General features: G+C 39.0%; 8 protein-coding genes. 1 reads left to right on the top strand and 7 read right to left on the bottom strand.

The window, feature by feature from the left end:
- Positions 1–143 precede the first annotated feature (143 nt).
- Complete coding sequence (locus JKG64_RS03570) at positions 144–2,816, top strand: UvrD-helicase domain-containing protein (protein ID WP_210352970.1); 2,673 nt, start codon at positions 144–146, stop codon at positions 2,814–2,816.
- A 317-nt stretch (positions 2,817–3,133) separates the two neighbouring features.
- Here JKG64_RS03570 and JKG64_RS03565 read toward each other — a convergent pair whose 3' ends face one another.
- The 7 genes from JKG64_RS03565 to JKG64_RS03535 all read right to left on the bottom strand — a co-directional run bounded on the left by JKG64_RS03565 (position 3,134) and on the right by JKG64_RS03535 (position 13,608).
- Positions 3,134–4,375: a hypothetical protein gene (locus tag JKG64_RS03565; RefSeq protein ID WP_210352969.1), complete on the bottom strand. Its 1,242-nt coding sequence runs from the start codon at positions 4,373–4,375 to the stop codon at positions 3,134–3,136.
- Positions 4,376–4,384: 9 nt separating this feature from the next.
- A complete protein-coding gene (locus JKG64_RS03560) occupies positions 4,385–4,576 on the bottom strand; it encodes a hypothetical protein (RefSeq protein ID WP_210352968.1) in 192 nt (63 codons plus the stop codon).
- A gap of 4 nt (positions 4,577–4,580) precedes the next feature.
- Positions 4,581–5,945 (bottom strand): RagB/SusD family nutrient uptake outer membrane protein, encoded by a 1,365-nt coding sequence (locus JKG64_RS03555; protein ID WP_210352967.1) that lies wholly within the window; start codon positions 5,943–5,945, stop codon positions 4,581–4,583.
- Positions 5,946–5,947: 2 nt separating this feature from the next.
- Positions 5,948–9,322, bottom strand: coding sequence for a SusC/RagA family TonB-linked outer membrane protein (locus JKG64_RS03550; RefSeq protein WP_210352966.1), 3,375 nt, complete (start codon positions 9,320–9,322; stop codon positions 5,948–5,950).
- Positions 9,309–11,567, bottom strand: coding sequence for an alpha/beta hydrolase family protein (locus tag JKG64_RS03545; RefSeq protein WP_210352965.1), 2,259 nt, complete (start codon positions 11,565–11,567; stop codon positions 9,309–9,311). Before JKG64_RS03545 ends, JKG64_RS03550 begins: the two co-directional genes overlap by 14 nt.
- Complete coding sequence (locus JKG64_RS03540) at positions 11,554–13,104, bottom strand: S8 family serine peptidase (RefSeq protein WP_210352964.1); 1,551 nt, start codon at positions 13,102–13,104, stop codon at positions 11,554–11,556. Before JKG64_RS03540 ends, JKG64_RS03545 begins: the two co-directional genes overlap by 14 nt.
- 300 nt (positions 13,105–13,404) lie before the next feature.
- The gene (locus JKG64_RS03535) at positions 13,405–13,608 is read right to left on the bottom strand and encodes a Sec-independent protein translocase subunit TatA/TatB (RefSeq protein ID WP_210352963.1); all 204 of its coding nucleotides are present in this window, start codon (positions 13,606–13,608) and stop codon (positions 13,405–13,407) included.
- Positions 13,609–13,702: the final 94 nt, after the last annotated feature.

The following is a 13,702-nucleotide window of genomic DNA, read 5'->3' as shown; positions in this document are numbered from 1 at the left end:
TTTCCACACCTAAATACAAAGGAACTTTAAATTAAGTGAATATTGTATATTCGCTCCACACTTAAGTCTTCATGGTCACATTCTCTAGTATTCTGATAGCTATTATTATTAGCCTTGGCGCTTTGGCCATAAGGTATAATTATTTGAAAAACAAACAGAAATATGAACAGAATGAGGCTGGTATAATGGAATATGCTGCGTATCTGTCCAGTTATAAAAAGCAAATCAATTATATATTCAATACTATACTTCCGTTTGAAATGCAGTATTGTTCATGGACGACATTAGATAATAAGCTGGCATTGATAGCACGAGAGCTTCCCGCATATGCTATTCCCAAGGGGCATGGGATAGATTCCAGTTTACACCAGGCGTATAGTGCGATTGTGTATTATAAGGGCAATGCGAATAGTTTAAGGGAATCGCATAATAGTGCTTATATCAAGAGCGAGAAGACCAGATTAGCTCCTTATTTTGATACTCTGTTTGACCACCCATTGGATGCGCAACAGGTGGACGCAATTGTATCTAACGATGATAATATACTTGTTATTGCTGGTGCAGGTTGTGGCAAGACAACGACGGTGTTGGGCAGGGTTAAATATCTTCTACACAAAAAGCTGGCTAAGCCAAAAGAAATTCTCGTGCTGTCTTTTGCGAAAAAGAATGTAGATGATTTGAAGGAGAAAGGAGGCTATCTAGGAATCGATTGTAGAACATTTCATGCGTTAGGGTACCATATTCTGAAAAGTAGTGGAAAAGAGCCTCAAGTAATCGCCCCGAATGACGCCGATGCACTTATCGTGGAAGTTCATCAACAGCTTATTCGTAATCAGAATTATTTAGCTTCATTCAACGATTTTGTGCTCAATGGCTTGCGCCCCATAAAAAATGAAAACGATTTTGAATCCTATGCAGATTATATCCAATTTTTGAAGGATAGTGATTTTGAATCGATTAAGGATATGCTGAATAAGCGTAGGCACTTTGCTAATAAACAGTCCAAAGGAACGATGAGTGTGATCAAGAATGGAGAACATGGCTATATCGCAAACTTCTTATTCCTTCACGGTCTCTCCTACTCTTATCAAGCAAGCTACCCGTATCTCGAGAATGTAAAACAGAGTGGAACCTGCGCTAAGTATAAAAATAACTACAAGCCGACCTTTAGTATATACATCAATGGATATAATGAAGATAGTATTAGGTCCTGTCCTAATCCGAAAGAGCACATCATTTTCCTTGACCATCATTCATTACCCAGCGCTGATGGAAACCCGAGGTTCTTTGAAAGTCAAAATATAGGATGCGATTATAAACAGCTGGAAAACTGGAAACAGAATCTACACATTGCTAACCGGACGAAATCGATGCAATCTTATAGTTTTGAATTTAGAGAGAAAACACTAGAAGAAAATCTGATTGCCCAATTTCAAGAGTATGGAATTCGCCTAGTCCGAAAATCCAATAACGAGGTTTATAGGTTATTGGAGGAAGCTTATGGACGGGAAATAGATGCTGTGCTTAAGTTGGTGAACACGTTTATCAACCTTTTCAAATCTAACGGGACAAGCTTCAAGGAAATTGTAAAGAGAAATAAAGATTCTTTTAAGGCGGATATTGAATTAGTAGATCGGAATATAGATCTACTGAATATTGTTAAACAAATTCACCGTGGTTATGAAAAAGGATTGAGAGATTCTAATAAGTTAGACTTTAATGACTTGATTAATCAGTCTACGATAGCGATAGCGAAAGGTTCTTATCAGCATTCTTATAAATATATTATTGTAGATGAATTTCAGGATATTTCGACAAACCGCTATAGTTTACTTCAGGCTCTGAAGCGACAGTCTTATTGTGGACTGTTTGCAGTCGGAGATGACTGGCAGTCTATCTATCGTTTCTCAGGAAGTGACCTTACTCTGTTTAAGAAGTTTGAGGATTATTTTGGATATACACTTATTAAGAAGATTGAGATGACGTATCGTTTTTCTAATCCTTTGCTCGGTATCTCGTCGGGTTTTATTCTTAAGAACCCGAACCAAATACAGAAAACATTACGAAGTGGAAAGAAACAGAAGACAAAGGTGTTTTTTGATTATAGCAAGAAAAACGGTGTCGCTGTTAATAAGACACTCCTTCAGATATTGCAAAAGCTATTTCAGGAATACGGAGAAGGCATACTGAATAAGAAAATAGGTATACTAGGTCGTTATCAACACGATATAAGACAGTTTGAACCGACAGCTAGCATCACGGTTGAAACAAAGAAGTCTTATTTATTAGTCCATACGATTTTGCGTGATATTCAGGTAGATGGTCACGGCAATACTGTTCGTAACAATCAGCTGCAATTGAACAAACGTATTGACTTCTATACGGTGCATAGTTCTAAAGGCTTAGAGTTTGATGTGGTGATTTTGGTAAACTGTGAGACTGGGAAATATGGTTTCCCTGCTGAACTGAGTGACGATAGCATTCTGAAGTTATTGCTTACGGGAGAAGACGACTATGCTAATGATGAAGAACGTCGTGCGTTCTATGTAGCAATGACACGGACTAAAGAACGAATTTATTTTTTGGTAGATAAGAATAGACAGTCTAAATTTCTTAGGGAGTTGTACACCGATTATGTTGGAACTTCCCTTTCTCAGGCCCACTGTCCGCACTGTGATGGCGAGCTACGTTTCATAAAAGATATATTGGGTAGAACTGGAGTTTCCAAAATGTTTGGTTGTGTTAATTTCAGGTACGGTTGTGATTATACAACCTTTAAGCAAGAGTGTGTAGATAACCTGAAAGAGTTGAGTTGAGGGCTTGCTTCCTACTATTTCTTAGCATGCTATAATCCATCTGTTATGTAGGTTTAATGTAGGGATTATGTAGGTCTTATGTAGGTTTAATACGATACTTAACATCTGTATAATAGGTATTATATCCTTGCTATATCTACACTTTATTCATATTGAATATGCACCCCGAATGCATACCCTGGGTATCCCGCTAGTGGTCGGACACAGCTCTGTCCATGGAACAATGTAGTATAAACCCGATTTTATAATGGGTATTAAAAAAGCGGAACCTCAATAGAGGCTCCGCTTTTTTTGTAATGTATTTCGTCGAAGGTGTTTTATTCTACACGTTCGAAGCGATAACGCAGTGGATAGTCTTGCATCGCAGGAGTCATCCCCCAATCTTTTACCATGTCATACGTGTTTTGTAAAAAGTCTATAGGTTCGTAATCCCGGACAGTAACGTCAAGGTATTCCTTGCCATTGATTATTCGTAGACGTAAGCCCATCTCTGCTTGTCTCTCTTCTATCTTTTTTGCAGAAAAAGGAACATTTGCCCTACCATTTACAAGTATAACATTGACCTTAGGATAACCAGGTTCTTCCATTAGTACTTCAATAGTCTCTCCCTTTTTAACCAGTTTGGTATTGCGAAAATAATTCTTCAAATCACCCGTCAGAGATACAGTCAAGTTATCGTTATCAAATCTTAAAATATCATTAGCAGTATTGTTACGTGGTAGCTTCTTCGGATCATCTCCCGCCCATTCTGTATTCATCGCTAGATAATCGTAAGTTGACAACGTCACATGCTTCCAATCTCCTGTTAGGTTTTCAAAAGATGTTACATACACCAGGACTGAACTCTCTTCAAATTTACCTGGTCTATAGTTCTTCGCTGGAGCTTTCAGGCGTAATACAATCTTATCTTTTCCCTTCTCTTCTTTTAAAAGCTTCAGTTTGATTGCTGCCTTGTCTTTGCTAACAGGAATGGTAACCCGCTTTCCATTTGGAAAACTAAAGTGCTTTCCTTCGATCGCTGTAGACTCCTTAGTATCTACTTCAACTTCAAGCATCACCGGAATTTCTGATTTGAATGCCTCAGAGATCCTACTCAGCTTCACAAATACATCTGCAGTCTCAGTCATGTAGTACTTAGATGCTTCGAAAGAATAGATTACTGGCTCTTCATCTTCTCCACCGATCTGTGCTTTTGATAACGCCAAAGTGGCAAATTCTACGGGCAATAATTTAAATTCCAAAATGGATTTCTCTGATATATCTTTTAGAAATTTAACGCTAACCTTTGCTTCCATACTATTATTGAACTTAAAGCTTTTGTCAATCAATTCAAAATCAATACCTTCCTTAAGTTCTCCTGAAGTCGTAAACAAGATCTCTCCAGTCACTAGGCTATTGGCCAAGACGGTGAGTTCAGCTTCTTTCTTTTCGTTAATACCGTAGGTTTCATTTGTAAAACCTATTATAGTCATTAGTTTATAATCTGTTTTCTTTGTACAGGCTACTGCGACGAAGGAAAACAGAATCACTAAAATCGTTTTGATATTATACCTCATCATCTGTATCTATTATAATTTCTCATATTCCGTGCGTTCTTCTTTTACAATCTCACGTTCGACATCGTTAAGAAAAACAGGTTTTGGTAAAATATACTCTCTGACTATACTATTGTTCTTAGGTGGTACTTCATCCAATTTCTTACAAGCTCCCAACATTACCACAACAGTTACAATTCCTATTATTATTCGTATTGATTTCATCTTCTTATAATTTATAACCATCATTTTGGATTAGACCTTGCACTACTTCAATATCTATTCTTGGTAATGGAAAAGTGTACATATACTTCTCTGTAGTATATTTTAGACCATTGTCAGCTGCCCAAAATACAGGACGGCCGTTTCTCTTCAATTCAAAAAAGCGATCACCTTCGGCATAAAGTTCTTTACGACGTTCGTTCAGAATCAACTGTAATAGAGGTGTAAGTTCTTTTCCTTCTGCATCCGTTAAAATGAGTGAAAGAGGGCTTACTGCAGGTAGGTCATTTGTGGTAAGATTGACATATTTTGAAATTCTTTTACTTCTAAATAGGTTAATCTCAGCTAAGGCTAAGTCACTTTTACCTAAATGCGCATAGGACTCTGCTATGATTAACTGAAATTCGGCTGAACGTACTTTGCCATTTAGCATTTTCTGATTTAGTCTGAGCGGATTGAACGATAATCTATACCGTATATCTCTGTCTTTTTCCACAAATAGGTCAACGAAATCTTTGCTAAGTGGTCTCGCTTGTATTATACCCTGATTAGAACTAAATTCGACATCTGTATTGCCAGAAAATAGATAGGATTTTAACAATACATTACCGACTTTTGCATTCTTGCTCTGAATCATATCACTATAAGCCTGTCCATTCAACAAAGGATATTTTTTAACGATGTCACTAGAGATACGAGCAGCGTTCTCCCAATCTTTAATCCAGAAATAGAACCTCGCTTGATAGGCCTTCGTCACGTCTTCGGTATACCGGAAAATCTCATCTGACACTTTAAAAGAAAGTGCTTTATCAAAATCTGATGAAATCAAAGCAATAGTTTGTCCATAAGTAGATCTAATCGGTCTCTCTTCCATATCGAAATCACTTACCAGAGGAACCCCAAGTTGATTATCTGAAGTATAAGGTTCACAATACTCTCTAAGGAGCTGATAATAGGCTATCGCTCTCATGGCATAAGCTGTCCCCATCACGTTACGTTCATCTAGTGTGGAAACCGATAGCATATTATTAATGATGATGTTGGCATCACGTATTACACTATATAATCGCTCATAACGAGATTGTTTGTTATTGATTAATGATCCAATATACTTGGGTAATACAGTGCCTGCAGGAGTCGTCAGTGCAACGGAAAAATTATCTGTAATCACCTCCATATTGACCAAATCAGTCGCATTATCCAACAAAGGACTCGATACCCCGAAATCGATGTTATTAAGGTGTGTATGCAATAAGGCGGAGAACTCTTCTGAAGTCTTAGGGACGGCCTTGCCATAGGTTTTTACATCGAGATACTTGGTACAACTACCTAGCCCCAATGCTATAAAAGCTATAAATAAAATCTTCTTCATAATTAAAATCCAATATTTAAACCAAACGAGAATGATCGAGTCAGAGGGTATACTGCTCCAGGTGTCTCGGGATCAATTCCATCATAGTTTGTAATGGTAAATAAATTGCTGGCGGAGAAATTCAATCCAGCACTACTCAATCGTATTTTTTTCAATAATGATTCTCTGAAATTATACCCAATATGGACAGATCCAAAGCGGACATAAGAAACATTTTTCAACATAGACGCTCTTGTTATGGTACTAGAAGTAGGATTCGTTTGCTCCAATCCTAATGGTGTAGCATAGTGATCTATAAGACGAGGGTAAGCATCTGTAATCGGGTTTTCCGCTGTCCATACATTAGTTCTATCCCGAGGTACATTCAAGTGATGTAAATACAAATCATTGTAGCTAGTAGGGATAGGCTCACGCGTCTTAGAATCCGTCTTTTCAATAGAGTTGTAATTGGTGATTGGATTGACCTCGTCTAAGATTTTGTTACCAAAGCTAAAGTTCCCGCCTACGGATATCGACCATTCCTTATACCGGGCACTCGTACTAAATCCTCCTGTTACCGGAGCAGTAGATGTGCCTAGATAGAAAACATAGTTATTAGGATCCCGTAGATCTGAGAAAGATTCAATTGTAGCATCTGGTCTTATAGCATACTTATAAATTCCCGTATTTGGGTCGATACCGATAACTTTACCAGAGAATATGCTATTTAACGGATAATTGATCTGTTGGTTTGAAGTCGCGCTAATCGACCCCGTAGCTGTGCTGAACTTAGTCAACGTATTTTGGTTGTAAGCTGCATTTGCAGATATAGCCCAGCTGAAATTATCTTTCTTAATCAGAATACCACCTAAAGTCAACTCTAAACCGGAGTTTTCTACAGCAGAAGTATTAAAGTTTTGAGTTGTAAATCCTGTAGTAGAGGCAACCCTTAGACTGGTAACTAAGTCTGTACTATTACGTTTGTAATACTCAAACAAACCTGTGATACGGTTTTTGAAAAGTCCAAAATCCAAAGCGACCTTGTAATCTTGTGTTTTCTCCCAGCGAAGATTCTTATTCGGTGCATTACCGATAACCCCCATGCGGTAGTAGTCATCATAAGATTTACGATAATCGTTAAGGTAATCCATAATTAATTGTGGATATACTGAACGATTGATATTTCCTGTATATCCCGTAGCGGCTTTCAGACTTAATCTGCTAATGACGGAAGACATGGATTGAAAGAAGTCTTCTTGATCAATATTCCAGGCAAAACCTGCAGACCAAGTTGGGTTAAACTGCTGATTTGAACCAAAATTGTTTGAGCCATCTGTACGGGCTGTCAAACTCAAGGTATACTTTCTATCATAACTATAATCTGCCGATACATAAAAAGAAGCAAATGCATCCTGAACACGAGTTTGTCCGGAAAGTGCATCCACCATCGCTGCATAAGAAATATAGCCGTTATAGTCCACTTTATCGCCTCCGATTGGTGGCGGAGGAGTAGGCATCGATGAATTTCCTGTCACTTCATCGTAACCATAACGTTTAGCAAAGATAGATTTGGCCCGTTGAGAACGAATTTCAGAACCGGCTAATGCGGATATATAATGTTTTCCTTTCAGGAAGTTCCCCACTTCAAATTGTCCCCGTAACATATAGCTGGAGTTGTTTGCGGAGGTCTGCGTTATAGAACCATATTGACGCTTCGAAGGATACGTATCGAAATAAAGTCGATCTCTAAATGCACCACCAGTATAACGACCATTGATATTATCGGACTGATTGTTGGTATAAGAATACGAAGCAATACCTGAGAAACGAAGTAAGTCCATGATCTTATAGCCCACATTAGCAGTCAAGGTACCCGAATAGTTATCTGTCTTACCGTGGGTTTCATTGATCTCCCTCAAAATATTATAACCATTGGGCGGTGTATAAATATCAAATCCACCTCCATTATATTGTTTTAGGCTATAAAAGGTATCATCATGGCGATAGGATCCATCTTCGTTGTATGGACGCTCATAAGGATTGGCAAAATAAGCATATTTAAATAAATCCTGTCCAACAGAAGGTTCTTTAGAGGTCTGTGCCGCCAAATCTGTATTCAAACCGATAGATAGGCGATCATTAGGAGTAATGTCGATCTTTGCGGAAAGATTATAACGATCGTGTGAAGTCCTTTTTACCAATCCGTTATTTGTACCATAGCCAGTTGAAATGTAATATCTATTACGTTCGTTACCTCCCGACATGCTGAGATAGTGGCTTTGAGACAAAGAGTTTTGAAAGAGTTCGTCAAACCAATTCGTAGTATGTAATGTCGCTTTTTGTAATACCTCTTCTTGCTCTTCTGCTGTTAATCCAGCATATTGTCCTTTACCTGCACGTACCATCCCTACTAAACCAATCGTAGGATACTGTGTATTATTTTCAAAACCCTTTTGAGAGAAACGATTCCATAATTCCTTCTCCCAAGCAATCTTCTCTTCCGAATCCATCAGATCCATCATACGTTGCGGACGAGTGTTCACCGAAAAATAGTTGGAGTAGCTCGTCTGCATCCGTCCCGCTTTACCGCGTTTGGTTGTCACAACTATAACCCCTCCTGCCGCACGGGAGCCGTAGATTGCCGCTGCCGAAGCATCTTTCAATACCGTAACACTCTCGATGTCGTTGGCATTGATACCAGCAAGTCCTCCAGAGAAAATAGTGTTAAAATCACCGTTTTTGATCTGTGATGAGGAGATAGTTGGGATATCCTTTTGCAAAGGCACGCCATCTACCACCCATAGTGGCTCCGCATTTCCTGTAATTGTATTCGCTCCACGTATACGTACCTGTGCGCTTTCACCCGGTCTTCCCGATACCGATTTTATACTTACCCCAGCTACCTTACCCTGTAATAATTTGTCAACATTGAATAGTGGCTGGTCTTTTAATTTATCGCCATCTACAACAGCAACAGATCCTGTAGTACGTCGGGTTGTCGTCTGTCCATATCCCGTAACGACGACCTCACCGATATTGATATCATAAGATTGTAATCTAACTTTAAGTGTCTTGTCAGAAGCGACAGTAACTTCTACGGGTACCATGGTAACGAATGATATACGTAGTTTAGTTCCTTTCGCTACTGTTACGGTAAAATTTCCTTCCGTATCAGCAACCAATTGTTGATTGCTACCCAATATGGTAATCGTAGCGCCAGGGATCGCATTGTCGTATTCATCAACGACTTTTCCTGTTGCTGTAATCTGTTGCTTTTGTACAACAGTACTGTTCTCTTGAGCATAAGCTATTCCAGTACCGACCTGAGCGACCGACCCCCACAGCAGCAGCGCCATGAGTTTACTGGGATAGCGCCTCGTTTGGCTACTCTCCTTCATTCTTTTTAGTTAAGTGGTTTTTAAAATAATTGTGAATCAAATTTTGATAATAGGCATCTCCTAGACCGTGATCTTTCCCCGGAAGTACCATCATATCGAAGTATTTATTAGCTTTTATGAGTGCATTTGCTAACCTAAATGTATTTGCAGGATGCACATTAATATCGACATCGCCAGTTATTAATAACAACTTGCCTTCCAGATTGGCTGCGAGTTCCAGTGCTGTTGGTATGTATCCTTTTTTGCCATCAGGGCTTAATCCATGATAGGTCTCACCCCACCATTGTGTGTAGATGTTAGGATCATAGTTCCCGGATGCTGCGACTGCAACTTTATAGAATTTAGGATAGGTTAAGATAGCCGTAGCAGACATAAATCCACCTCCAGAATGCCCGAATATCCCTACTCTATCGAGATCCATGTATGGCCTCTCTTTAGCAAGAGCCTCTAATGTGCTTTTGTTGTCCTCCAGTGCGTAATCTCGCATATTACCATAGCTATAGCTGTGAAATTTTAAACCTCTGTAAGGAGAAGAGCCACGAGAAGGTAACTGCACAACTACATAGCCAAGGTCAGCTAGGCTTTGATGGTAGTTGTCATCTACAACGAAACTATGGGGCACAAAATCATCTTGAGGACCCGGGTATACCGAAGATATTACTGGGTATTTTTTTGCTGGGTCAAAATCTGAGGGTGTATAAACTAACCCATATAAGTCTGTTTTAGCATCAGTGGCCTGAACTTTGACCTGCTCCGGTGCGCGCCAACCTATTCCAGTTAATCCGGACATATCCGCTTGGCCTAAATGCATAATCAGCCTCCCTGAGGTATCCCTAAGTTCATAAACTCCTGCTTTCCCTATGGAGGAGTATTGATCTAAGAAATATCGTTTGTTTGTAGATAGCGTGATACTATGCTGTACATCCGGTAGATCGGTCAGAAGCTTCCCTCCTTCTTGATCTAGGGTAACTCTTAGGTATTGCTTTAAATAAGGGTTATTCGCTTTCTGGAATCCATAAACATCAATGAAGAGTGCATTGGAGACCGTATCAAAATGATGTATTCCTCCTGCTACATAGTCGCCATCAGGACCAACACGATTCAATAAGTTGCCTTTAGTATTATAGCGATAGTATTTACCAAAGCCAGTGCGCTCTGACCAAAAAAGAATGTCCTTGGTCTTGTCCAATACATGAACACTGAATAGTTGTTCATTCATATGAGGAACTGTCTTTTCTTTGATTAACACTTCAACTTTTGCTGAAGCAAAGTGCAGACGACACAATTCGACTTCATCATTTCGTCTATTGCGGCGTAAGAAATACACTCCTTCCTCATCACCACCAAGGCGGGATGCAAATAGGTAGGTCCTGCCATTTATCAACTGTCCAGGTAGTATCAATCGCTGATCCTTCTCTTCAATAATATCGACCTTAGTCTTCTTTAAAGTTTTAGAATCCCATATTTCGACAGCATAATCTGCGGTTTCCTGATCGCCAGGCATTGGGAATTTATAAGTTCTTGTCACTGGACGAGGCTGTTGCAAGCTGCTTATGACACTCATATCTTCAATCATACGCTTGTCCTCGCGCCATGAAATGATATAATCGCCAGCCCAAACGGCGTTTGTACCACTCTGCTTGATAGTGTCTAAGCCTGCGTTAGAGGAAGTATTGAACGAAAAATCAGCTTCACCATCATCACTTAACCTAATTTCTTTATCAGCCTTTTTCAGGTAGAGCTGATTACCCTTTGCGAATATATAAGCTGAATTGTCTGCATTAAACTTCTGCCAGTAAGGCGCTGGTTTGCTGTTTTTTGCCTGTCCTACAGAGGTCTTCGTTTCCTTTTTAGCAATTACAGAGACTGTTTTCTGTTTCCAGTCATATAGATAATCCTGAGCTTTAAAACTAAACTTAACGTTGTTCTTTTTTGTGGAAGGTTCAACTCGGTACAACTTCCAGCTCTTGACCCCATCAATCCCTTTTTGCGTTAAGGCTAGTTTAACATCTTCTTCGCTAAAAAGGCACTCGGACTGTTTTTGATTTACATTTCCTCTATAAAAAGAAGTACCATTGGGGGTTTCCCAACGGTAGTAAAAAGTATTCTCATACCAATCTAGATTTAAGCTCGAGTTCAGTACGAGAGAGCCTGCAGATTCATATCTGAATGGTGAAGGTGGCTCTTGAGCCCAAGCTTGGCTCAAGATAGCCAAGCTTGTGAAAAGAACGCTATTTTTCCACATATTCTTTTGCAATTTTAAGTGCATCCAATAGATTAACTACACCTGGTACAATAGCTTGTTCTGCCAGTTCCGGTGTGGTGTTACGTTGTGCTGATAGTTTTACGATTTCAGCGACTTCGTACGCCTTTAGTTTGGGATACGCTCCCCATACGACTGCTCCTATTCCTGAGACAATAGGCGCTGAAAAAGAGGTGCCACTTGCTGTGCTGTATTCATTACCCGTCATCGTAGATGTTACTTTATCTCCTGGCGCGAAAATGTTTACTTTTTCACTTCCAAAATTGGAGAATTTAGCACGGCTTCCTGTTGGAGTGGATGCGCCAACGATAAGATAAGAGTCCTGCCTTTTGTTCGTTATCGCTGGGCCTTGAGGATACTTTGCCACCACATTAAGATCTTTTGAGTCATTTCCAGCTGCCTGTACAACGAGTACGTTCTTCTTTAAGGCATAATGAAGCGCATCAGTTACCCATTTTGAATCTGGTGAAAAGTACTTTCCAAAACTCATGTTGATAATATTGGCACCATGGTCCACAGCAAAACGGATTGCTAATGCAACATCTTTATCAAACTCGTCACCATCAGGTACTGCACGGATACCCATAATAAGGGCATTATCAGCAATTCCATCTACTCCTATACCATTATTGCGGGCCGCGGCGATAAGTCCGGCTACAAATGTGCCATGATAACTGTTTGAATCAACCAGTTGGTTGTTTCCATAGTATTTGTCTTTGATATTCTTCTGATTATCACCTATACTGTCTCTGGGATTGGAAGTGTTGTTTAAGCTTTCAATACGTTTTATAGCAGTGAAGTATTCATTCTTTTGATAGTCGTATATAAGCCCCCAGGAGGTTGTATCAGCAAATTTATAACTGGATCGTACAGCAGCGTCTATATATTGCTGTTTTAGCGTATCTGCATTTTTTAAGTTTGCAACTTCTTTCAACGGAATTGCATTGTGATTTGTAGATGTCAACGCTAACAGAGAATCTGTAAGGTGATATGCTTCATAAGTTAATTTGATATATGGGAAGAAGTTAAGATATCCCTGTATTTTAGAATCCGTTTTTGCTGCCAAGAAATACTCAAATTCTTTAATGTCCTCCGCTTTTGTGAAGTTTTCACGCTTTTTGCCTTCATACTTCGGACGTAGTCTTTTGTATTCTCTAAAAGATTCTGTTCCTACTTTCGTGATTAGTTGTCCATCTTTAGTTCCCAGATAGTTCCATCCGTGATTTGAGTTTGGATAATGTTTGCTGTTGGCTTTTGGATTTTGCCAAAGCTTTGTTTTTAGATCTTCGTGGTTTATATCCAGATCTCCGTCGATTACAGCAACAACGATAGGTTTTAGGTTGATGTTCTCTTGTTTCAGCCATTTGTAGGCATCAATAGTAGATACTCCCCATACCTGATCTACATTTTTGTTATCATGATGCCAGGTTTTGGAAGGAGACATTGTTGTTTGTGACCAGCCTATCTGTAAGGAAAAAACAGACACAAGTACGCAGGTCAAATTGCGAAATGCATTCATTATATCGTGCGATTGGGTTAAAAAATTGACGCTAAGCTAAGCAATAAAATAACCAAAACATGCATAAATAGGCATGTTTTGGTTCGAGGAAAGTATTGTGATAATGTATTAGGTTGTTTATCAAACTAATACCTTTTAATTCGCTTTAAAATGTTACATTATTCTGTTTTATCCTTGTAAATAAGGTTCTTGTGGATGTAAATTGATAGGATATGAAATAAATTATAAAGCAACTAAGCTGGTTTTATAAACTTAATTATAACACCTTTTTAAGTGATGAAACTAATATCGAGCAATGGATTAGTCTGCTTTTTCTTGCGTGTCTATTTGTTTTTTTATTTCCTCTTTTACACCATCCTGTGCACTTTTAAATTCCCTGATACCCTGTCCTAGACCTCTGGCCAATTCTGGTAATTTTTTACCACCGAACAAAAATAAAGCAACTACAAGTATCAGCATTACTTCGCTTCCACCTAGGTTGAATATACCACATAATAATCCCATATCTTTCTTATTTTAATTATTCTAGGTTAAAGATAGGTTGCATAGTTCTAACTTGGGTTTGTATTAAAAAAATCTAATGCCACCTAAGAATTGG

The sequence above is a fragment of the Sphingobacterium tabacisoli genome, assembly GCF_017908035.1.
Classification (GTDB): domain Bacteria; phylum Bacteroidota; class Bacteroidia; order Sphingobacteriales; family Sphingobacteriaceae; genus Sphingobacterium; species Sphingobacterium tabacisoli.
The sequence above is the reverse complement of the archived record's forward strand: the minus strand, read 5'-3'. Positions and strand labels throughout refer to the sequence as shown.

Excerpts from the sequence above, each read along its gene's own strand:
- JKG64_RS03565 (WP_210352969.1), bottom strand. The coding sequence starts at position 4,375 with ATGATGAGGTATAATATCAAAACGATTTTAGTGATTCTGTTTTCCTTC.
- JKG64_RS03560 (WP_210352968.1), bottom strand. The coding sequence starts at position 4,576 with ATGAAATCAATACGAATAATAATAGGAATTGTAACTGTTGTGGTAATG.
- JKG64_RS03555 (WP_210352967.1), bottom strand. The coding sequence starts at position 5,945 with ATGAAGAAGATTTTATTTATAGCTTTTATAGCATTGGGGCTAGGTAGT.
- JKG64_RS03550 (WP_210352966.1), bottom strand. The coding sequence starts at position 9,322 with ATGAAGGAGAGTAGCCAAACGAGGCGCTATCCCAGTAAACTCATGGCG.
- JKG64_RS03545 (WP_210352965.1), bottom strand. The coding sequence starts at position 11,567 with ATGTGGAAAAATAGCGTTCTTTTCACAAGCTTGGCTATCTTGAGCCAA.
- JKG64_RS03540 (WP_210352964.1), bottom strand. The coding sequence starts at position 13,104 with ATGAATGCATTTCGCAATTTGACCTGCGTACTTGTGTCTGTTTTTTCC.
- JKG64_RS03535 (WP_210352963.1), bottom strand. The coding sequence starts at position 13,608 with ATGGGATTATTATGTGGTATATTCAACCTAGGTGGAAGCGAAGTAATG.